This is a genomic window from Pseudomonas sp. MIACH (genome assembly GCF_001269925.1).
In the GTDB taxonomy this organism is placed as follows: Bacteria; Pseudomonadota; Gammaproteobacteria; order Pseudomonadales; family Pseudomonadaceae; genus Aquipseudomonas.
The window spans coordinates 298,342-318,039 of sequence record NZ_LHVO01000028.1 but is presented as its reverse complement, the minus strand read 5'-3'; the positions used below and the strand labels follow the sequence as shown (position 1 = coordinate 318,039).

23 protein-coding genes are annotated in these 19,698 nt (G+C 58.0%); 11 read left to right on the top strand and 12 right to left on the bottom strand.

The annotated features are described in order from the left end of the window. Window positions 1-147: 147 nt before the first annotated feature. Genes sctW through sctU form a run of 11 tightly spaced genes read left to right on the top strand, consistent with a single transcriptional unit; the run spans window position 148 to window position 10,276 of the window. The gene (gene sctW, locus AD670_RS11675; protein WP_053131919.1) at window positions 148-1,212 is read left to right on the top strand and encodes a type III secretion system gatekeeper subunit SctW; all 1,065 of its coding nucleotides are present in this window, start codon (window positions 148-150) and stop codon (window positions 1,210-1,212) included. Further along, window positions 1,209-3,302, top strand: a complete 2,094-nt coding sequence (gene sctV, locus AD670_RS11670) for a type III secretion system export apparatus subunit SctV (protein WP_053131917.1) — start codon at window positions 1,209-1,211, stop codon at window positions 3,300-3,302. Before sctW ends, sctV begins: the two co-directional genes overlap by 4 nt. A gap of 34 nt (window positions 3,303-3,336) precedes the next feature. Then, a complete protein-coding gene (locus AD670_RS11665; protein ID WP_053131944.1) occupies window positions 3,337-4,239 on the top strand; it encodes an FHA domain-containing protein in 903 nt (300 codons plus the stop codon). Continuing rightward, window positions 4,236-5,594, top strand: a complete 1,359-nt coding sequence (locus AD670_RS11660) for a FliI/YscN family ATPase (protein ID WP_053131914.1) — start codon at window positions 4,236-4,238, stop codon at window positions 5,592-5,594. Before AD670_RS11665 ends, AD670_RS11660 begins: the two co-directional genes overlap by 4 nt. Continuing rightward, window positions 5,581-6,009, top strand: a complete 429-nt coding sequence (locus AD670_RS11655; RefSeq protein ID WP_053131911.1) for a YscO family type III secretion system apparatus protein — start codon at window positions 5,581-5,583, stop codon at window positions 6,007-6,009. The genes AD670_RS11660 and AD670_RS11655 overlap by 14 nt, the downstream gene beginning before the upstream one ends. After that, window positions 6,006-6,455 (top strand): type III secretion system HrpP C-terminal domain-containing protein, encoded by a 450-nt coding sequence (locus AD670_RS11650; protein WP_053131908.1) that lies wholly within the window; start codon window positions 6,006-6,008, stop codon window positions 6,453-6,455. Before AD670_RS11655 ends, AD670_RS11650 begins: the two co-directional genes overlap by 4 nt. Next, window positions 6,449-7,462, top strand: a complete 1,014-nt coding sequence (locus AD670_RS11645; protein ID WP_053131905.1) for a FliM/FliN family flagellar motor switch protein — start codon at window positions 6,449-6,451, stop codon at window positions 7,460-7,462. Before AD670_RS11650 ends, AD670_RS11645 begins: the two co-directional genes overlap by 7 nt. Next, window positions 7,459-8,112 (top strand): type III secretion system export apparatus subunit SctR, encoded by a 654-nt coding sequence (gene sctR / locus AD670_RS11640; RefSeq protein WP_053131902.1) that lies wholly within the window; start codon window positions 7,459-7,461, stop codon window positions 8,110-8,112. Before AD670_RS11645 ends, sctR begins: the two co-directional genes overlap by 4 nt. Window positions 8,113-8,119: 7 nt before the next feature. Further along, the gene (gene sctS / locus AD670_RS11635) at window positions 8,120-8,383 is read left to right on the top strand and encodes a type III secretion system export apparatus subunit SctS (RefSeq protein WP_053131899.1); all 264 of its coding nucleotides are present in this window, start codon (window positions 8,120-8,122) and stop codon (window positions 8,381-8,383) included. A gap of 10 nt (window positions 8,384-8,393) precedes the next feature. Beyond that, entirely contained in the window at window positions 8,394-9,182 is a 789-nt protein-coding gene (sctT, locus tag AD670_RS11630; protein ID WP_053131897.1) for a type III secretion system export apparatus subunit SctT, read from the top strand. Then, complete coding sequence (gene sctU / locus AD670_RS11625; protein ID WP_053131892.1) at window positions 9,179-10,276, top strand: type III secretion system export apparatus subunit SctU; 1,098 nt, start codon at window positions 9,179-9,181, stop codon at window positions 10,274-10,276. Before sctT ends, sctU begins: the two co-directional genes overlap by 4 nt. On the opposite strand, the gene AD670_RS11620 is transcribed toward sctU, so the two are convergent. The 12 genes from AD670_RS11620 to pth all read right to left on the bottom strand — a co-directional run bounded on the left by AD670_RS11620 (window position 10,277) and on the right by pth (window position 19,549). Next, complete coding sequence (locus AD670_RS11620) at window positions 10,277-10,627, bottom strand: hypothetical protein (RefSeq protein ID WP_053131941.1); 351 nt, start codon at window positions 10,625-10,627, stop codon at window positions 10,277-10,279. A gap of 11 nt (window positions 10,628-10,638) precedes the next feature. Beyond that, the gene (gene hrpT / locus AD670_RS11615) at window positions 10,639-10,842 is read right to left on the bottom strand and encodes an HrpT family type III secretion system protein (protein ID WP_053131889.1); all 204 of its coding nucleotides are present in this window, start codon (window positions 10,840-10,842) and stop codon (window positions 10,639-10,641) included. Beyond that, window positions 10,839-12,974: a type III secretion system outer membrane ring subunit SctC gene (gene sctC, locus AD670_RS11610; protein WP_053131886.1), complete on the bottom strand. Its 2,136-nt coding sequence runs from the start codon at window positions 12,972-12,974 to the stop codon at window positions 10,839-10,841. The genes hrpT and sctC overlap by 4 nt, the downstream gene beginning before the upstream one ends. A 14-nt stretch (window positions 12,975-12,988) precedes the next feature. After that, window positions 12,989-13,369 (bottom strand): type III secretion protein, encoded by a 381-nt coding sequence (locus AD670_RS11605; protein ID WP_371263179.1) that lies wholly within the window; start codon window positions 13,367-13,369, stop codon window positions 12,989-12,991. Between the two features lie 12 nt (window positions 13,370-13,381). Beyond that, window positions 13,382-13,597 carry a hypothetical protein gene (locus AD670_RS11600; RefSeq protein WP_053131880.1) on the bottom strand — a complete coding sequence of 72 codons (216 nt, stop codon included), beginning with the start codon at window positions 13,595-13,597 and terminating at the stop codon, window positions 13,382-13,384. A 90-nt stretch (window positions 13,598-13,687) separates the two neighbouring features. Beyond that, complete coding sequence (gene sctL / locus AD670_RS11595) at window positions 13,688-14,281, bottom strand: type III secretion system stator protein SctL (protein ID WP_053131877.1); 594 nt, start codon at window positions 14,279-14,281, stop codon at window positions 13,688-13,690. A 572-nt stretch (window positions 14,282-14,853) separates the two neighbouring features. Beyond that, window positions 14,854-15,654 carry a type III secretion system inner membrane ring lipoprotein SctJ gene (gene sctJ / locus AD670_RS11585; protein WP_053131872.1) on the bottom strand — a complete coding sequence of 267 codons (801 nt, stop codon included), beginning with the start codon at window positions 15,652-15,654 and terminating at the stop codon, window positions 14,854-14,856. A gap of 2 nt (window positions 15,655-15,656) precedes the next feature. Beyond that, window positions 15,657-16,028 carry a type III secretion protein gene (locus AD670_RS11580; protein ID WP_053131869.1) on the bottom strand — a complete coding sequence of 124 codons (372 nt, stop codon included), beginning with the start codon at window positions 16,026-16,028 and terminating at the stop codon, window positions 15,657-15,659. 113 nt (window positions 16,029-16,141) lie between these two features. Next, window positions 16,142-16,345 carry a hypothetical protein gene (locus AD670_RS11575; protein ID WP_053131866.1) on the bottom strand — a complete coding sequence of 68 codons (204 nt, stop codon included), beginning with the start codon at window positions 16,343-16,345 and terminating at the stop codon, window positions 16,142-16,144. A 269-nt stretch (window positions 16,346-16,614) separates the two neighbouring features. Next, on the bottom strand, window positions 16,615-17,538 hold the full coding sequence (locus AD670_RS11570) for a sigma 54-interacting transcriptional regulator (RefSeq protein WP_053131863.1): 924 nt from the start codon (window positions 17,536-17,538) through the stop codon (window positions 16,615-16,617). A gap of 303 nt (window positions 17,539-17,841) precedes the next feature. After that, on the bottom strand, window positions 17,842-18,942 hold the full coding sequence (ychF, locus tag AD670_RS11565; RefSeq protein ID WP_053131861.1) for a redox-regulated ATPase YchF: 1,101 nt from the start codon (window positions 18,940-18,942) through the stop codon (window positions 17,842-17,844). A gap of 22 nt (window positions 18,943-18,964) precedes the next feature. Continuing rightward, window positions 18,965-19,549: an aminoacyl-tRNA hydrolase gene (pth, locus tag AD670_RS11560; protein WP_053131858.1), complete on the bottom strand. Its 585-nt coding sequence runs from the start codon at window positions 19,547-19,549 to the stop codon at window positions 18,965-18,967. Window positions 19,550-19,698 lie beyond the last annotated feature (149 nt).

Genomic DNA, 19,698 nt, shown 5'->3' with positions numbered 1-19,698 from the left:
TATCGAAGCGTTTTTATGCAGTGGTTTGCACAGCGCGTCGAAGGCTTTTGCAAGTTTTTTCAAATTCGTTGTGCGAGCGGATTTTGATGGAACCGTATGGCAGGGCGTTGCCACACAGGCAAACACTCTTCCTGTACTGGCGCGCCCATGAAAGTTGAATCCAACCACGATGTGCAAACACTCCGTCCCCTGGATCAAGCGGTTATCAGCCATACCCCAGTGCCCGCGCCCGCGAAGGGCACTGATGAGCTTGCACATCTGTTCGCCCAGGAGGTGACGTTCAACAGCCGAGCGTTGAGTGAGCGGACGATGGGGATGCGGGTGCTCCCAACTCAACAGCTGTCGCAACTTTATGATCAGCTTGGCCATCCAGCCCAGGAGAGCCTGGCGTCCGTTTCACGGCGCATCAGGCAGCAATTGCAGCATGAGCCCACTGTCGAAAAACTCCTGGAGCTTACGGGGGGGGACCCGGCGCGCGCGTTCGTTGTGCTCAAGCATGTGGAGGCCAAGGCAGACAGTGAGGCGCGTCAACCCGAGGCTAGGTTGGCGCGCGATGCTATTGCCAAGCTTGAAACCCGTTTCAAAGGAGTGATCCAGGCAGGCCTGAACATTGCCCTGGCGTTGCAGTTGGCCGCAGCCGACCCGCAGGAGCGCCAGGGACTGCGTACGCTCTACTACGACACTGTGGTCAATCGCCCGTCCCTGGGGGCGATGATGAAGGCCCTGCTGGAGGAATACGGGGTCGAGCGTTTCCACATCGGGCTCAATGTGATGCGTAAGGCGTTGGCGGATGACATTGCGGCTAAGGTGTCGTCAACGCCCACGCATCAGTTGCGCAATTTGCTGTTGGGCCTGCAAAGCTGCGGGCAATTGAGCGCCGTGTTGGCCGAGTGCGAAGAGTTGATGAAGCACTTGGCCATTGAGCATGACCCAGTAGGCCTGTTGCAGCGTTTGCTGGCTTACGCCGGCAGCGGCATTGAGTCCGAAGAAATGCTGCGACTGGCGAAGGATCTGGGAGGTGCCTCGTTTCTACGTCAACTGGCCGTACTCAAAGAGCTTTACCCTGTGTTCCAAAGGATGCCCTTGGCCTGGTGGTCTGAAAGCGACCTGCGTACGCAGGCCCTGGCTCTGTTTGTGTTGGCGATGGACGGGTTGGACCTGCACTTGCGCGGGCCCAAACGGTTAGCCGGTGAGCCGAGGCCCGAGACGTGACAGTTCTGTCGGCCATCAACCGCGGATTGCTCAAAGTGGTACAGCGCGCCGAGGTGTTGGGCGCCGTGGTGGTCATGTCTATCGTCTTTATCTTTATCGTGCCACTGCCCACCTGGCTGGTGGATATTCTGATCGCCCTCAATATCTGTATTTCGTGCCTGTTAATTGTTCTTGCGCTTTACCTGCCGGGCCCCCTGGCGTTTTCGTCGTTCCCGTCGATCCTGTTGTTGACCACCATGTTTCGACTGGCCCTGTCGATTGCAACGACGCGTCTGATCCTGCTGGAACAAGACGCGGGTGACATCGTCGAGGCCTTCGGCAACTTCGTGGTGGGAGGCAACCTGGCGGTGGGGATGGTGATTTTCCTGATCCTGACCCTGGTTAACTTCCTGGTAATCACCAAGGGGTCGGAACGGGTTGCCGAGGTCGCGGCGCGGTTCAGCCTGGATGCGATGCCGGGCAAGCAGATGTCCATCGACAGCGACTTGCGTGCCGGCCTGATTGACGGCACGCAAGCACGCGACAAGCGCGAGCAGTTGTCCCGTGAGAGCCAGTTGTTCGGCGCGATGGATGGGGCCATGAAGTTCGTCAAGGGCGACGCTATCGCGGGGCTGATTATCGTCGTGGTCAACCTGTTGGGTGGCTTCTGCACGGGGATGTTTCTGTACGGCTTGAGCGCTGCCGATTCGATGGCGTTGTATTCGGTGCTGACCATCGGCGATGGCCTGATTGCGCAGATTCCGGCGCTGCTGATTTCCCTGACCGCCGGCATGATCATCACCCGCGTAGCGCCGGATGGGCGTAAGGGCGTCAGTAACATGGGCGCCGAAATTGCCCGGCAAATGACCAGTGAGCCCAAGAGCTGGATGATCGCGTCGGTGGGGATGCTTGCGTTTGCCATAGTGCCTGGTATGCCTACCGGGGTATTCATCTTTATGTCGCTGGTAACCGGCAGCCTGGGGTACTACCTGATGCGCCGGCGTCAGCGAGAAGCAGAGCCGGGGTCCGAAACCACCGACGCCGTTCGACCCGAAGAGAACGGAAAAGAGGACTTGCGCGGGTTCGATCCGTCGCGCCCCTATCTGTTGCAGTTCCCTCCGAGTTTGCGTGGCACGCCTGAGGTGACCGAGCTTATTCATGGGATTCGCCAGGCGCGAAATGCGTTGGTTGCCAATATCGGCCTGACCCTGCCGCCATTCGAAGTTGAACTCGATGACTCGTTGGCCGCTGACGAAATGCGTTTCTGTGTGCATGAAGTGCCGATGGTCAGGGCATCGATTGTCAGCCGCCTGGCCGTTGAGCGTAATGCGTTGACGGTTGAACCTGAGCACGCAATACCGGGGCTGGTTGAGCGTGATGAACAGAGTTGGGTCTGGCTGGCACCGGATGATCCACTGCTCGATGATCTGCAACTGGAGCGCTTCACTGCGACCAGCCTGATCATCGAACGCATGAAGCAGGCCATGATGCTCAGCGGGCCGCAGTTCCTGGGGATCCAGGAGAGTAAGTCGATCCTCAGTTGGCTGGAGCACAACCAGCCGGAACTGGTGCAGGAACTGCAGCGAATCATGCCGCTGTCGCGTTTTTCCTCGGTGTTGCAACGCTTGGCCAGTGAAGGTGTGCCGCTGCGGGCCGTGCGGCTGATTGTCGAATCGCTGATCGAGTACGGCCAGCATGAGCGTGAACCGGAAGCACTGGCCGACTACGCGCGGATTGCGCTCAAGGCGCAGATTTTCCACCAGTACAGCGAGGCCGACGGCCTGCATGCCTGGCTGTTGTCACCGCACACTGAAAACACCCTGCGCGAGGGATTGCGCCAGACCCAGACCGGGGTGTTTTTCGCGCTTGATGACGACCACAGCGCAGCATTGGTCAACCTGCTCAACCAGGCTTTTGTCCTAAGGCCCAAGAGCAAGAGCGTGCTGCTGGTGGCGCAGGATCTGCGTAGCCCCTTACGGACTTTGCTGCTGGAAGAGTTCAACCATGTGCCGGTGCTGTCGTTTGCCGAGTTGGGAAGTACCTCCAAGGTCAAAGTGCTGGGGCGCATTGACCTGGGCCAGGACGAGCTGATGCGTGGTGCGGTGGCATGAGTATTTGGCCCTGGCCAGCGCGGAGGACTCGATGATGTTTGAGTTAAGGGTGCTTGATGGGCAGCGCCAAGGCGCTGCTTTACCGTTGTTTGGCGAGCAATGGAGCATGGGGGCTCACGCGGACGCTGACCTGATATTGAACGATCCGGGAGTCGTCGAGCAGCATGCGATCCTGCGGTTTATCGACGGTAACTGGTCGGTGCAGGCCGAAGCCGGGCTGTTGCGAGACCCTGACGGCCAGGTACTGGCGCAGATCGCCAGACTGGAGCTGAACGTGCCGTTTTCGTTGGGGGACGTGCGCCTGTGCGTCACCTTGGCCGAGCAGCCATGGCCCCAACCCGCACTTCCTGAGACGGTAGCGACGCTACCGGCCAATGAGCCTGCGCAAGCGCGGAAGTTATCGTCAATCTCGCACGTGCAGCAAAGGCGCCTGATCAGCCTGGTGTTGGTGGCGGCGGTAATCATCCTGGTAGTGGGCATGGACTCCGAAGAGGACCGCGAGGCACAGGCGTCTCTAATGGTGCCGCCCGTGGTTCAGAAGCAGGAATTGGCTTCGTCTGTTGCCGTACGCCAGCAGCTGTTGAAGATGCTCAGCGAGCGCGAGCTGAGTCAGCGGGTCACCTTGCAGGTGATCAATGGCCAGGTGGCGCTCAGCGGAGATGTCTCCCATGACGAAATGGAGTTGGTGGCGCGCATGCTCAGCCGTTTTGGTGAGCAATTCGACAGCTCGGTGCCGGTGATCAGCCGTGTGCGTGTGCACGATGGCGCACTGCCGTTCAGGATTGTGCAGATCGTCGGTGGGCCGAATGGTCACGTGGTCCTGGATCAGGGCGACCGACTGTTTTTGGGTGACGAAGTGGAAGGGCTGCGCCTGGTGCAGATCGACAACAACAAGGTCGTCTTCGATGGCGCGCGCCGTTACGAGGTGCGCTGGTGAGTGTGGATCTGCAAGCGCGTCTTGAGGCCTGGCAGCAGCGCCAGTCCCAGTCCCTGGCCGGCTTTGCGCCGGTGTCGATGCGAGGTCGCATCCAGCGTGTCAACGGCATGTTGCTGCAATGCCGATTGCCCCAGGCGCGTATTGGCGACTTATGCCAGGTGGAAAAAAGACCGGGCGAAAACATGCTCGCCGAGATCGTCGGTTTCGATGAGCAGGATGCGGTGCTCAGTGCCTTGGGGCACCTGGAAGGCGTGCGCGTCGGCGCCAGTGTCGAGCGCCTGGGAGTCTCCCATCGAGTGCAGGTCAGCAGTGCCTTATTGGGTCAGGTGCTGGATGGTTTCGGGAGGCCGATCACGGGGGAGGGGGCCAGCGCGTTTGTCGAGGCGGACTTACCCGATACCAGTGCGGTGTTGTGTGAAGCGCCGTTGCCCACCGAGCGACCGAGGATTAACCGTGCGCTGGCCACCGGAGTGCGTTCGATCGATGGCCTGCTCACGCTTGGCGAGGGGCAGCGTGTGGGGCTGTTCGCCGGGGCCGGTTGTGGCAAGACCACCTTGTTGGCCGAGATCGCGCGTAACGTCGACTGTGACGTCATCGTGTTCGGCCTGATCGGCGAGCGAGGTCGGGAGCTGCGTGAATTTCTCGACCATGAGCTCGATGACTCGTTACGCGCCAAAGCGGTACTGGTGTGCGCCACCTCCGATCGCTCCAGCATGGAGCGCGCCCGGGCCGCGTTCACGGCGACGGCATTGGCCGAAGGTTTTCGGCGCAAGGGTAAGCGGGTATTGCTGCTGATTGACTCCCTGACCCGTTTCGCCAGGGCGCAACGCGAAATCGGCCTGGCTTGCGGCGAACCCCTGGGGCGCGGAGGTTTGCCTCCTTCGGTATACAGCCTGCTGCCACGGCTGGTAGAGCGTGCCGGATTGACGCGTGATGGCGTGATCACTGCGATCTATACGGTGCTGATTGAGCAGGACTCGATGAACGATCCGGTGGCCGATGAAGTTCGCTCGCTGCTCGATGGGCATATCGTGCTGTCACGCAAATTGGCCGAGCGTGGGCACTACCCGGCGGTGGATGTGTTGGCCAGCCTTTCGCGCATCTTGAGCAACGTCGCAGAGCCCGAGGATATTCGCGCAGGTACGGCATTGCGACGGTTGCTGTCGGCGTACCAACAGATCGAGTTGATGCTCAAGCTGGGGGAGTACCAGCCCGGCAACGATGCCCTGACCGATTTGGCCGTGGACAGCCGTCAGGCGGTCGATGGCTTTCTGCGCCAGGACCTGCGTGAGCCTACGCCGATGTTTACGACGCTGGAGCAACTTAAGGATCTGACCGCCCATGTCCCATTCTGATGAGCTTCTCGGTGAAGTCGAGACGCTGCGGCGCCTTCGCAGGCATAGGGCTGACCGCGCCGAGCGCGCCCTGCGTGAGGCGAAACGTGCTCAACAGGCCCTGCTCGCCAATATCCAGCAGGCCAAGGACACGCTTGAGCAGACTCGGCAGGAGGAGGCCCTGCAAAGTGCTCAATTGCTCAGCCAGCATCAAGGCCAGGTACTGACCCTGAGGGACTTGAAATCCTGGGGCGCACAGGAGCGCTGCCTGTCTGACAGCACTCGGCAGGAGATGGGCCGTCTGGAGGCATTGCAGGGCCAGCAGGGTGAAAGGAACAGTCGTGTTGGCAGCGCCCAGAAACAGGTCACGGAATACCTGCGGCAGGTGGAAAAGCTTCAGGAGTTATCCCTTTTACTTGCTCAGGAGCAGATATGACCGAGGTTTCAAATAAACCCGCTGAGCGTCCGCGCCCACGCGAGCCACGTGAGGAACCGGGGGCCACGGCAGGCGTGCCTGTGGAACTCGGGCGATTGTTCGCCCAACTGTTTACCGACGAGAGGGGAGGCGCTGGGGCTTCCTTATCGGGCAAGAAGGCATCCGCCGGTATAGCTCATATCGATGCACTTGCCGAGCAACTGGCACCTCGTCTGCAGTCAGCGTCGCAATGGCCGTTGCAGGCGGTGTTGTACTTGCCTCGCCTGGGACGGATCAACGCCAGTGTGCGCCGCGAACAGGGGGCCTGGACGATCGAGCTGGAGGCCGAGCAACACACGACGGCACGCTGGCTCAGCGGTGTACGCCAACAGTGTGAGGGCCGATTCGCGGTTGCGTTGGGACAGCCGGTGAACTTGCTTGTGCCCAGCGTCGGTTGTGCATGCTGATGCCGCAGCTGACATTTCCCTTGGTTAATGGCGATACGGCTGCCGCGCGCCGTCGATTGGGGCGCGGCCTGCGCCTGCCTTTTAAGGTGGTCGGGCAGGACGGCGAGTTGCTGCTTGAACCCGGGAGTGCCCCTGCGCAAGACAAGGCCGTGTGCTTTGAGACGGTACGTGGGGTACTGGCGTTTGCTGACGCCGGGCCGCTGCTCAGTCTGCTGGGTGAGTGCCCGGTGACCTTGGCGCAGTTTGGCAACGACCCGGACTCCTGGTTCTGGGCGTTGTACCAGCACCATATGAGTCCCCAGGTGCGGGAGCTGCTGGGTTATGTGCGTTTGCTGGAAACCCATCGACCCAAGGGGTTTGGCTGCCGGCTCAGCGTGACCCAGGGCGCGTCGCGGGTTGAGGGCTACGTGTGGCTGACCCCCGAAACCTTCCTGGCGTTATGTGAGGCAGGGCCTTGGCGCGCCACAGCGGCAGCGTTGCCGGCACGGTTTCAACTGGCAATCGCCGTGACCCTGGGGCACGCGCAATTACCGATTGCGCAGGCGCGCAGTTTGCGCAGCGGTGATGTGCTGGTACTCGACTCGCGTTTTTTTTCCGCCCAGGGCACCGGCTACGTGCAGGTTGGCAGGCAGCGGTTGCACGGCCGCATTGACGATGACACCGGGCCGTTGTGTCTGACGCTTACTTCTATCGAGGACTCGCCTGTGGACGACAATTTTGCAGCTCCCCATTACTCGGCGCATGAGGAGGATAAACCGGTGCTGGACGTATTTGGTCAGGAGCCATTCGAGGCGTTGAGCGTGGCGCTGAATGTGCGCTGCGGAACGCTGAACCTTACCCTTGGCGAGTTGCGCAACCTCGCGCCCGGCTCGGTGTTGGGCATTGCCGGTTATTCGCCCGGCATGGCGGGGCTTTTTTATGGCGACCGCGCCATTGGCCAGGGCCAGTTGGTCGAGGTGGATGGGCGCCTGGGTTTGCAGTTGTCTCATGTGATGTTCGGCCAATGATCCTTCAAGGGCTCGACCCCATAGTCCTGGCGGTATTTCTGGCAACGCTGTCGTTGCTGCCCATGCTGTTGATCATCTGCACAGCGTTTTTGAAGATTGTCATTGTGCTGATGATTACCCGCAACGCCATCGGCGTGCAGCAGGTGCCGCCAGGTATGGCCATCAATGGCATTGCGCTTGCTGCGACGCTGTTCATCATGGCGCCAGTGGGTTACGAGATCGCCGAGAACGTCAAGGCCTCGCCCCTGGATACGAGCAATGTGCAAACGCTGTTGCAGACGGGCAATGAGGCCATCAAACCGTTGCGAGCGTTCATGCTGCGCAACGTGGATCCGGATGTGCTGACGCACCTGCTGGATAACACCGCGCGCCTGTGGCCAGAGAAAATGGCGCAGGAGGTGCAGCGTGAAGATCTGATTTTGCTGATCCCCGCGTTCGTGCTGTCGCAATTGCAGGCGGGGTTCGAGATCGGCTTTCTGATCTATATCCCCTTCATCGTGATCGATCTGATTGTCTCCAACCTGCTGCTGGCGCTTGGCATGCAAATGGTCTCGCCGATGACCATTTCCCTGCCGCTCAAATTGCTGCTGTTCGTATTGGTGTCGGGCTGGTCGCGCTTGCTCGACAGTCTGTTCCTTTCCTATCTCTGAGGGGCGTATGGAACCGATTGTGCTGTTCAAGCAAGGCATGTTGCTGGTGGTTGTGTTGTCGGCGCCACCGTTGATTGTCGCGGTGGTAGTGGGTGTGCTGACGTCCTTGGTGCAAGCGCTGATGCAGATACAAGACCAGACGCTGCCCTTTGGCATCAAGCTGGTGGCGGTAGGGGTCACACTGATCCTGACCGGGCGCTGGATTGGCGTGGAGTTGATCCAGTTGATCAACCTGACCTTCGATATGATTGGCCGATCGGCCCTGAACTGAGGCCTGCCCTGTGCTGCTTTATCTAGAGTTCCTGCCCAGCCTGGTGATCGGCATGGCGCGCATTTACCCCTGTGGCATGCTGGTGGCAGCGTTCTGTTTCCAGCATATACGCGGCATGCCCAGGCACGTCGTAGTGATGGTCATGGCCCTGATACCCGCGCCAGGCATTCACGCGACATTGGAAGGCCAGGGCTACTCCGCACTCCTGCTCAGTGCGCTGGTACTCAAGGAGGTGGCGTTGGGGTTGCTGCTGGGGATATTGCTGTCGATGCCGTTCTGGCTGTTCGAGTCGGTGGGCGCGCTGCTGGATAACCAGCGCGGGGCCTTGGCGGGTGGTCAGCTCAACCCTTCGCTGGGGCCGGATGCAACGCCGATAGGGCACTTGTTCAAGCAACTGGCGATTTTTCTGTTGATGGCCACCCTGGGGTTAGGCGCGTTGACCCAGGTGATCTGGGACAGTTACCTGATTTGGCCGCCCACTGTGTGGTTTCCACTCCCGGCACCTGATGGCATGCGTGTATTTGCCGACCTGCTGGGCGACACCTTCATGCATATGATGCTCTACGCTGCGCCGTTTATCGCGGTGCTGCTGTTGCTGGAGTTCGGCATCGCCCTGCTGGGGGTCTACAGTCAGCAGTTACAGGTGAGTACGCTGGCGCCGCCGGTCAAGTGCCTGGCGGGTATCGGTTTTCTGCTGTTGTACTTTGCGCTGCTGCAGGACCTGATGGTTGGGCGTATGAGCCAACTGGGTGACCTGAAGCACTCGTTGGGCCTTTTATTCAAGGCCCCGATGCCATGAGTGACTCGGGGGAAAAAAAGCACCCGGCTTCAGCCAAGAAGCTGCGTGACCAGCGCAACAAAGGCCAGGTCGCTCAAAGTCAGGATGTGGCCAAGTTACTGGTGCTCACGGCCATCAGTGAGATCGCCTTGTTGACCGCCGAACCCAGCTTGCAACGCTTCCAGCAATTGATGTTGTTGCCGATCTCACGCCTCAACCAACCCTTTGTGCGGGCGTTGGAAGAAGTGCTGATTGAAAGCCTGGTGGTGTTTTTCTCATTCGCCCTGTTGATGGCAGGCGTGGCGATTGCCGCGAAGCTGATCGGCAGTTGGATGCAGTTCGGAGTGTTGTTTGCCCCCGAGACACTGAAGCTCGATTTCAATCGCCTCAACCCGATCAGCCAACTCAAACAGTTTTTTTCTGCACAGTCGCTGATGAACCTGTTGATGAGCGTCGCCAAAGCGTTTCTTTTGGGGCTGATTGTGTACGTGGTGGTCTGGCCCTCTCTTGGGACGTTGATCAACCTGGCAAACAGCGATCTGCAAACTTACGTCGTGGCATTGATTGCGTTGTTCCGCCATCTGCTGCATGCCTGCCTTGCATTGTTGCTGGTACTGGCCTTTATCGACTTTTCCTTGCAGAAGCACTTCTTCGCCAAACGCATGCGCATGACCCAGGTCGAGATGGTCAAAGAGCATAAGGACATGGAAGGTGACCCGCATGTGAAGGGCCAGCGCCGCGCGTTGGCACAGCAATTGGCCCAGGAGGAACCGAAGGTCAAGCTGCCCAAGCTGGAGGAGGCCGATATGTTGGTGGTGAACCCGACCCACTTTGCTGTCGCCCTGTATTACCGCCCTGGCAAGACGCCGCTTCCGCTGCTGGTCAGTAAAGGCACGGACGCCGACGCTCGCCAGTTGATTGCGCGGGCGAAGGCTGCCGAGGTGCCGGTCATCCAGTGCGTATGGCTGGCCCGCTTGCTTTATACCAAAGCGTTGGGCACCAGCATTCCCCGCGAAACCCTGCAGGCTGTTGCGCTGATCTACCGCACCTTGCGTGAACTCGATGATGACGCCAAGCGCGAGACGCTGGAATTACCGGAGCTGGAGCGGCGTTGATCAACGGCTGGAACGTGCGTCCAAGGCTTCGAGATTGGCCAGCGTCAGCATCCGACTGAGGATCCTGTCCAGCGCATCGTTCGACGCCGGCAGCGCGTGCCAGACCACCAAGGCACCCTGAGCGTCGAGATAGATAAAACAGCCATCGAATACCACGGCCCGCTCAAAGCGTCGCTCCAGCACTTGCTGCAATTGTCCTGCCTGCAACGCTTCACGCGCGACCTGCAAGGCCATGCCCGGGCGATTGCCGGCGTGCAATGCACATACCTTGATGCCGGGCGCGAGCATCAGGTGAGCGGCTGCGCCGCTCACCAGGTTGTCCAGAAATACCTGGCGTTGATTGTCGGGCATTTCCTGGCGGCTCATCGTTCCAGCGAGACAGTCTGGTAATCCGACCGCTCCCCGCTGGGGCCAGCCTCGGCGCGCATCTGCGGTGGCCACCAGATCACCAACGTATCCTTGCTCGATTGCGGGCGTGAGCAGGAGTCGCCCTTGCAGGTGGGAGTACAGCCGGCGACAAGCAGTGCTGCGCCGATCAGGGTGACGCACAATAAGCGCTGTTTCATGGCTTGGCCTTCTGAGTTGGGGTCGTCAAGGAGGTGCGGGGTACGCTGAGGTGTTCATCCTTCACCACGGGGCGCATGGCGATAAATACCTCGGCTTCTTCTCCTGGCTTGAGCCAGGCGCGCGGCCACACGCTGACGGCCAGGGTCTGCGAGTTGCTGCATTCCTTTTCGTCGATACGTACGTGGCGGTTGGCCTGGTTGCGCAGCACCACTACCGCCACGTTGTACTCAGGTCCCGCGTACCATTGGCTGCGTTCGGTGTTCAGCGCGAGTAAGTCGCGGGTGCTGCACAACGTGTTCAGTCCCAGAGGCATCGGTTCCTCTTTGAAGGCCTTGGGCACTTGCCCGCTGACCATGTGCGCCAGGGTGCTGGTGATGTCGCTACGCTTGATGACCGGCTGGTGAGGGCTATAGCGCCGCGCCAACGGTGCGAGGGCTGCCTGCAGTTCGGCCTGGTCGTCCTGAGGCAGGTAGCGCGATGGATCGGCCTGGTCACCGATGACACGCGGGGTGAGGATGAACAGCCGTTCACGCCGATTGCTCTGCCGTTCGGTCGAGGAAAAAAACGTCTTGCCGAGCAGAGGGATATCACCCAGCAGGGGCACTTTGGTGCGTTTGTCGCTGCTTTCGCTGACATGGAAACCACCAACCACCAGCGAGCGCTTTTCCGCCATGACAGCCTGGGTGCTGACCTTGCCTCGGCGTACATCGAGGTTGTCGTGGGCGGGGTTGGATTCGTCGAAATTGCCATCTTCAATATCCACCGCCAGATGGATCTGGTGGCTGCCACGGCTGGTGATGACACGGGGGACAACCTGGAAGCTGGTGCCCACGGTGACCGGCAAAATAGTTGCATTCTCTCGGCCGGGCGTGAGGTATTGGGTGCGGTTGAAGTCGATGACGGCCGGTTGGTTTTCCAGCGTGAGTACGGAGGGGTTGGAGACTATGCTCGCCAGCCCCTTGGCTTCCAGCGCGCGTATATCCGCGTAGAAACGCTCGCGGTTTTCAATCGACACCTGCGACGAGGCGCCGGGCGCCATATTGACTCCGCCACGGAATCGACTGTTCTGAAACCCCCAGTTAACTCCGAACTCCTGCAGTTGCGTGCGCTCGATATCAAGAATGATCGCGTCAATTTCCACCAGCTTGCGCGCGACATCGAGTTGATTGATCAACTCGTGGTACATGCCCTGACGCTCCGGCAGGTCATAGATCAACACAGCGTTATTGCGCACGTCGGCTTCGACGCGGATCCTGCTGGACGAGGCGGGTGCGCGCGAGGTGAGTGGAGGCGGCGCGTCTGACTGTCCGGCGTTGGCGTTTGTCCCCATCATCTGCCCCAGTAAGGGGGTATTCAGTCGGTGCGTGTTCGGCATGAGCGGCGCGGGCTGTGACGTAGAGCGCTGGTTCAGCTTGTCGAGGGTCGAATTGGAGCGCGGCTCCAGCAACCCTTGCAGGATGCTGGCCACCCCCCCAATAGTGAGCTTCTCGCCGCGGTAATCGACTTGACGGTCTGCAGCATTGGCGAATTTAAGCGGGAAGCTCAGCACGCTCTGCTTTTCATCTTGAGAGCGGCGCTGAGTGCTGAAATGTTTGATCTGCTCGATATAGCGCCGAGGGCCCGAAACGAGTACCACGCCGTCTTCGGGCAACTCGCCCCAACCGAAACGGCTATCAAGCAGACCGATATCGGTGAGCGCTTGCTTAAGATCGGCAATGGCCTCGGACGAGACCTCCAGACGTGCTGATTCTTGCTGGTCCAGCGTGCTGATATAGAGAGTGTTGTTGTACAAGTACCACTGGAACCGGTGTTCTACCCCCAGCCGGTCGAGCATTGACTGCGGGGTATTCGCGCGAATCTTGCCATTTACGTGACCCTCCAGCAGCCCCTCGACATGCAGTTGTGTACCAAAGGTCTGGGCGAAATCCTCCAGTACTTCCCGCAGGGGCTTATGTTCGGCTTCATAAGCGTACGCGGTGTTTTTCCATTCGGTGGGGATGGCAGCCAATGTGCTTCCCGCTGGAATCAACAGCCAGGACAGCAAGACCGTGGTGCGCCAACGGGCTCTTTTCGATGAATCACCAGGCGAATCAAGGCACAAGCGGCTGGGCTTTTTGAGCGTGTTATACATAGATAATTCTCTGGTTAATACGAGAGTGAACGTAGCGAGGTGGGTTTGACGTGTTGAGGGGGGCGGGCCAGGCGCGCGCCGATTGCGCGCCAGGTATCGCGCTGGTTGAGCAGGGCTTCGAGGCAACCGAACAGGTGCGCCTGCCCATCCCCGACCTTCGATATTTGAATCAGCCAGAGCGCTCCGGTGTCAGCTTGTTGAGCCACTGTCCCCTGGAAATGAGTCAGGCTGGCCGCGCCCAGACGCAGCCAGTTTTGCAAGGTCGTGTTGTCGGGACGAGTTGATGTCAGTTGAGCACTTAATAGAACAGCACCTCCCTGACGTGTCAGCGTGATTTCGTCGTCACCTTCAACCAGCGTGATCTGTTCCTTTGCGCTGCTTAACCATTCACCCACGAGATCTCTCATTTACGGAAAGCTTTCCAGGGTTGTTTTGAGCATCTGGTTGATAGTTTTACCGTGTTCATTGTAGAACTCTCGGGTGACTAACTCGCGGGTCGTCAACTTGTGGAATAATTCACCGTCCTCCGATAGCAAGGCTTCTTCGTAGCGTGATTTATATTCCTGATAGGCAGAATTTCTACTTCTTTCTAGTGATTCACTCTGATCTTTGAAAAAATCCATGATTTTTCCTTTAAGTTCTATAGATTAAGTGTGTATTTAAGCAACTAGCTTTTAGTGTTGGATGTAAATAAAGTCTCTGGCCGTGTGGGATTAGATCTCGATCCTATAATCTTTCCCTTGTTTGAAAAAAGTATCGAGCATGGCGTTCCAGCTGATACGGAAGTCGCCTTCTTCTGTTTTCAGTACGAGGGTTTGAGGGGGAATCGTTTCGTCAGCGTGGAGGCTCCAAAAGGTACGATTGTGATGAGCGAGAACCTCTTTTATGGCCTCAAGATCATGAGGGTGACAGAGCAGTGTTGCGCTGATTTCCTGGACTTGGCTCTCCAGCAATTGCTTCAGTAGCGCTTTTAGTCTTTGCGCAGCGACTGTCTCGTCCAGCAGGCAACGAATTGCCTGGTTGGTGATAGCCGTCGCGTATTGTTCGAGGTTGTCGCACATCGCCTGACGATCGCATTCCCACTGCTTGAGTTGAGCATCGGCGCGTTGCCAGATCTCCAGTGACGCTGCTTCCAGCAATGCCTCGCATTGTTTCTTGGCCTGACTTATCAACTCATCGGCCTGGTTATTGGCATGGAGCAGGAGTTGGTTGGCCTGTTGCCAGCTTTCAAGCTCTTCGCGCAGGATAAGGCTGCATCGCGCTCCAGCGATGCCGTTGGGCAGCTCAATGGTGTGTCGGCATAACATCGCTGGTTTCCTCACTCAAGGGGAGCAGGGGCGTGGAGTCGTTCTCTGTCGTCGTAACGCGCCAGACGACTGCCTGCCAGAGTGTGTTCAATCGGCTGTTTGCGCTTTCGAGTGGCGCGCTGGTCATTTCAGTCTCGCGTACGCGTTGACGGGGAAAGCGCAATCGAAGGCGCTGCCATACAGCCGGTTCAAGCCAACTATGGAGCAGTCCCAGCGGATCGGAATCGGGTGGCAGCATGTTGGGAGGCAGCGCCTTGGAGAGGCGCGTGCACCACAAGTGATGAGCTTCATTCAATGGGGACGTGGCGGCAGGATTGAAGGTTTCGTGAACCAGTGTCAGCACCAGGTTGAGTTGCTCCGCCGAGCTCAAGGCCAAGCGCAGCACGGTAGGGTGAGGTTCAGCAGGAAGGCAGGCGGAAAACCCTGTGAGGGTGTCTGGGGCTGACCGCCGACTGTGAAAAAGCACTTCAATCGCAGGATACTCGCTGCCCTTCCAGTCTTTGTGGGCAGACGTCCAGGGAAACACCCACCATTGTGCCCAGGCCAAGTGCTCACGCATGAGGGAATCGGAGCTAGGCGCCATGAATTGAACTCGTTGAATCGCCTTCCAAGGCCGACGCTTGAGGTGCTCGCTGACGGCGATTGCGCACGAACAATGTGCCAGCCACGGCCGATATCAGGCCAAGCAACAAAGCGATGACGCTGGTTCGCCAGAACCCGAGATCATCGCTGGGCACCAGGAACGGGCCGAAATACACCAGGCGTTGTTGTTCTTGATAAGTGGTGGCAGGTACGAATATCACGGTGAGCTTTTGCGGGTCGTTCACCGCCGTCGTCATGCCTGGGATGCTGCTCGCCACCATTCTGCGAACCCGTGCGCGGATGTTATCGGGGTCCAGACGTGGATCATGCTTCATAAACACTGACGCGGAGGCGGGTTGGACCGGCTCTCCTGGAGCGATGCGTTCCGGCAGCACCACGTGTACGCGTGCGACGATAACGCCGTCGATGTTGGACAAGGTGGCCTCAAGCTCTTGAGACAAGGCATAGATGTAGCGTGCTCGCTCTTCCAGCGGCGTGGAGATTACCCCTTCCTTGCGAAACGTATCCCCCAGCGTGGCGCGGGCAACTCTGGGTAGACCGGCGGCTTCCAGCGTGCGTACAGCGCGGCCGATGTCGGCAGTATTAACCGCCACGATGACACCATCTTTGGCCGGGATTTTTTGTGCGCGAATATGTTTATCCGCCAACTCTGCCACCACCTCATTGGCTTCCTGTTCGGAGAGCTGGCGATGAAGTTCCACGCGATCACTGCAGCCACTCAATATCAATGCAATGCCCAGGGCTAAGGCGAGAAACAGAGAGTTATTCATTGTTAAGACTGCATGTTGCAGATCTTGTCGATACCCTGTGTCGTCTTGGCAAGGCATTTCACCATCAGTTGTGATGTAAGTTGCGCGTTATATAGTTCGCGCGGGAAATTCGCTATCGCCTCGACGTCTATTTCTGTTTTGGTAGAGCGAAGTATTTTTGCAAAACCATTTCTTGATTCGCTGAGATGCTTTGACGCTTCTGTCAGAAGTACTGAGTCGCCAGGTCTGACAGAGGTATTGTTGGTCGGGTGTGAACTCTCCAACAGGGACGTGAAAAAGTTGACGTCCATACTTTGCCCTGATTGTTCCGGTGTCGTTCGGGCAGCCGCGATGACGTCGAATTCGTCTGAAAATTGATTTTCTATTATTCTCATGGACTCTCCACTCTCTCAGGGCATAAAGCAACTTATATAGAGATACGTCAAATAGCCCGCAGAGCTGATCGGATGATTACCTCTCGAGCTGAGAGGTAATCGATCAAGCAAAGTTACTGAGCCTTGGAAGAGGCGATCAGGCCTTTAAGGTGACTTACTCGAGACGAGGTCCAGGCATTATCTAACGTGTCTCTAATGGTTTTTTTCTGGATATATTCGGCTTCAATCTCATCTGGAGTCTTAGACTTCGATTTCATGTAACCATCGGCACGGTGACCGATATTGGTAATGCCTTGTATAAGTGAACCTATGATCATGTAGAGCTCCACTGATAACTTAAGGAGGTATTTAATATGCCTTTCTTCAAGCCCCGGGGGGGGAATAAGCGTGCGGTGAGGCTTGATGTTGGCATATAACTATGTGGCCTATGCGAGCGAAGTGTTCCATGACTTTTTAGGCTTAGGTGTTTCTGAATTTTACTGGGGGCTTATCACCCAGTTCAGTTGGGTTGCATGCCTATTCAGTTGATACGCGAAGGTTAATATTGGCTGCCAAGGCAATCGCTAGTTGGAGGGCGCGATGGCGCTTATACCAGCGATATGTCGAGTTGTTTCATCCTGTAGTACAGCGTGCGTTTAGCGACCCCCAGTTCAATAGCCGCGGTATCTACACAGTGATGGTGGCGATACAACGACTCTTCAATGAATGCTTTTTCGATGCAGTGCAGGCGTGCCTTGAGGCCGGTCCGGGCATCCTGTTGGTCGCTCTCCGAGGTTGAAAACGGTGGCAGGCCCAGTACGAACCGTTTGGCCGTAGAACGTAACTCACGAACATTGCCCAGCCAGGTGTGGCACAGCAGTTGTTGCAGCAGTCCGTCGGAGGGCGCTGGGGCTGTGCATTTGAATTGTTGGGCTTCTTGCTGAATCATTTTCAGGAACAACGGGATGATGCACTCTCGGCGGTCACGCAGGGCTGGAAGCTGGATGTTGACGACATTCAGGCGGAAGTACAGGTCACGCCTGAAGGTTCCGAGTTCGACCATCTGATGGAGTGAGTGCTGGGCAGATGCTATGACACGCATGTCCACCGGGATAAAGCGGGTTGAGCCCAGGCGCTCGACCCCCCGTGACTCCAGCACGCGCAGCAGTTTGGCTTGCAGGTTCAACGGCATGCTGTCGATCTCATCAAGGTACAGGGTGCCGAGATGGGCGGCCTCGATAAAACCGGCACGGGACTGGATTGCTCCGGTATAGGCACCGCTGTTGACGCCGAACAATTGGCTTTCGGCGAGACTTTCAGGAATGGCTGCACAATTGACGGCAACAAAGTTGCCACGCCGTGCCGATAGACGATGAACCCGCTGTGCCAGGGTATCTTTACCGGTGCCGGTCTCTCCCAGTAACAGTATGTCTATGTTGAGGGATGCCGTGCTTTTCAGTGTGTTTTCAATATCCGTGTCTTCGAAGAGTGAAAGGTCTTTTTGATCTTCTCTAGGGGCGGAGACCGACATCGAAGAGTTCTCCATTTTCGCTGGACTTCAGTGTTGAGAGGGCAGTGCGCACGCGTTAATCAGGGAGGGAGGGTATAAGATTTATCATGCGATATTGAAGTAACAGTGGGCCGAAATAATGTAGGAAAACCCGGTTTTATTGAGTTTAAATTGTGTAACTGCTGGGTTGCTTTAAGTGCGGGGGAGTCAGTAGGGGAAGTCTGATAGTTGGACGTGACTGATGCTGATCATAGGATATGAATATTCAGCCAAAAAAAAAGCCGATGCAGTGCATCGGCTTTTTTGTGCGGACAATCGCGGTGTTTACACGTTAAAACGGAAGTGCATCACATCGCCATCTTTTACGATGTATTCCTTACCTTCCAGGCGCCACTTACCGGCTTCCTTGGTACCGGCTTCACCCTTGTACTGGATGAAGTCGTTGTAGGCGATCACTTCGGCGCGGATAAAACCTTTTTCGAAGTCGGTGTGGATCACGCCGGCGGCCTGAGGTGCGGTGGCACCAACCTTAACGGTCCAGGCACGCACTTCTTCGACACCGGCGGTGAAGTAGGTCTGCAAGTTGAGCATTTCGTAACCGGCGCGGATCACGCGGTTCAGGCCAGGCTCTTCCAGGCCCAGGGCCTCAAGGAACATGTCTTTTTCTTCGCCGTCATCAAGCTCGGCGATTTCTGCTTCGATCTTGTTGCACACCGGAACCACGATGGCGCCTTCTTCGTCGGCAATGGCCTTGACCACATCAAGCAGCGGGTTGTTCTCGAAACCGTCTTCTGCGACGTTGGCGATGTACATCACCGGCTTGGTGGTCAGCAGGTGAAAGCCCTTGATCACGGCCTTTTCGTCAGCGCCCATAGTCTTCATCAGGCTACGTGCCGGCTTACCCAGGGTGAAGTGCGCAATCAGCTGCTCCAGCAGGCCTTTCTGGACCACAGCGTCCTTGTCGCCGCCCTTGGCGTTACGCGCGACTTTCTGCAGTTGCTTCTCGCAGCTGTCGAGGTCGGCGAAGATCAGTTCCAGGTCGATGATCTCGATGTCGCGTTTCGGGTCGACGCTGTTGGAGACGTGAATCACGTTTTCGTCTTCAAAGCAGCGGACCACGTGGGCGATGGCGTCGGTTTCACGAATGTTGGCCAGGAACTTGTTGCCCAGGCCTTCACCTTTCGATGCGCCGGCCACCAGGCCTGCGATGTCGACGAACTCCATGGTGGTCGGCAGGACGCGCTTGGGATTGACGATGGCCGCCAGTGCGTCCAGGCGTGGATCCGGCATCGGCACGATACCGCTGTTGGGCTCGATGGTGCAGAAGGGGAAGTTCTCCGCCGCAATACCGGACTTGGTCAAAGCGTTGAACAAGGTGGATTTGCCGACGTTGGGCAGGCCGACGATGCCGCAATTGAATCCCATGGTGTTTCCCCTCGGAAAAAAGTCAGGCCTTCTGGCTGTGCAGGTTTTTCATCGCACGGTTCCATTCCCCGGCGAAGATATCCGGCAGCACGCCGAGGGCAAAATCGATGCTGGCATCGAGTTTTTCCTGTTCGGCGCGTGGCGCACGACCCAGGACGAAATTTGAAACCATACTGGCGACGCCTGGGTGGCCAATGCCGAGCCGCAGACGGTAAAAAGTATTCTGATTGCCCAACTGCGCGATGATGTCGCGCAGGCCATTGTGCCCGCCGTGCCCGCCGCCTTGCTTGAGCTTGGCAACACCGGGTGGCAGGTCCAGTTCGTCATGGGCCACCAGGATTTCCTCGGGTTTGATCCGGAAGAAGCCCGCAAGCGCCGCGACAGCCTGGCCGCTGCGGTTCATGTAGGTGGTGGGAATCAGCAGACGAACATCCTGACCCTGGTGCGAGAAGCGCCCGGTCAGGCCAAAATATTTGCGATCGGCGGCCAGGTTTACACCTTGGGCGTGGGCGATGCGCTCAACAAAAAGGGCCCCCGCGTTATGCCGGGTCTGTTCGTATTCGGCGCCTGGATTTCCCAGGCCAACGATCAGTTTAATGGCAGTCACGACAGGGGCCCTTCCTTTGGAGTTGTGGATAATATCGCCTGACCTGAGTGCGGCGAAAGTGGACGACAGGAGCTAACTTATCCAGAGATAAACTTCGCGTTATCGCCCGCTTTCTCGCTACGTTTCGGTCCGCGATGTTTCCTCAAGCT

Excerpts from the sequence above, each read along its gene's own strand:
- sctW (WP_053131919.1), top strand. The coding sequence starts at position 148 with ATGAAAGTTGAATCCAACCACGATGTGCAAACACTCCGTCCCCTGGAT.
- AD670_RS11665 (WP_053131944.1), top strand. The coding sequence starts at position 3,337 with ATGTTTGAGTTAAGGGTGCTTGATGGGCAGCGCCAAGGCGCTGCTTTA.
- AD670_RS11655 (WP_053131911.1), top strand. The coding sequence starts at position 5,581 with ATGTCCCATTCTGATGAGCTTCTCGGTGAAGTCGAGACGCTGCGGCGC.
- AD670_RS11650 (WP_053131908.1), top strand. The coding sequence starts at position 6,006 with ATGACCGAGGTTTCAAATAAACCCGCTGAGCGTCCGCGCCCACGCGAG.
- AD670_RS11645 (WP_053131905.1), top strand. The coding sequence starts at position 6,449 with ATGCTGATGCCGCAGCTGACATTTCCCTTGGTTAATGGCGATACGGCT.
- sctR (WP_053131902.1), top strand. The coding sequence starts at position 7,459 with ATGATCCTTCAAGGGCTCGACCCCATAGTCCTGGCGGTATTTCTGGCA.
- sctS (WP_053131899.1), top strand. The coding sequence starts at position 8,120 with ATGGAACCGATTGTGCTGTTCAAGCAAGGCATGTTGCTGGTGGTTGTG.
- sctU (WP_053131892.1), top strand. The coding sequence starts at position 9,179 with ATGAGTGACTCGGGGGAAAAAAAGCACCCGGCTTCAGCCAAGAAGCTG.
- AD670_RS11620 (WP_053131941.1), bottom strand. The coding sequence starts at position 10,627 with ATGCCCGACAATCAACGCCAGGTATTTCTGGACAACCTGGTGAGCGGC.
- hrpT (WP_053131889.1), bottom strand. The coding sequence starts at position 10,842 with ATGAAACAGCGCTTATTGTGCGTCACCCTGATCGGCGCAGCACTGCTT.
- sctC (WP_053131886.1), bottom strand. The coding sequence starts at position 12,974 with ATGTATAACACGCTCAAAAAGCCCAGCCGCTTGTGCCTTGATTCGCCT.
- AD670_RS11600 (WP_053131880.1), bottom strand. The coding sequence starts at position 13,597 with ATGGATTTTTTCAAAGATCAGAGTGAATCACTAGAAAGAAGTAGAAAT.
- sctL (WP_053131877.1), bottom strand. The coding sequence starts at position 14,281 with ATGTTATGCCGACACACCATTGAGCTGCCCAACGGCATCGCTGGAGCG.
- sctJ (WP_053131872.1), bottom strand. The coding sequence starts at position 15,654 with ATGAATAACTCTCTGTTTCTCGCCTTAGCCCTGGGCATTGCATTGATA.
- AD670_RS11580 (WP_053131869.1), bottom strand. The coding sequence starts at position 16,028 with ATGAGAATAATAGAAAATCAATTTTCAGACGAATTCGACGTCATCGCG.
- AD670_RS11575 (WP_053131866.1), bottom strand. The coding sequence starts at position 16,345 with ATGATCATAGGTTCACTTATACAAGGCATTACCAATATCGGTCACCGT.
- AD670_RS11570 (WP_053131863.1), bottom strand. The coding sequence starts at position 17,538 with ATGTCGGTCTCCGCCCCTAGAGAAGATCAAAAAGACCTTTCACTCTTC.
- ychF (WP_053131861.1), bottom strand. The coding sequence starts at position 18,942 with ATGGGATTCAATTGCGGCATCGTCGGCCTGCCCAACGTCGGCAAATCC.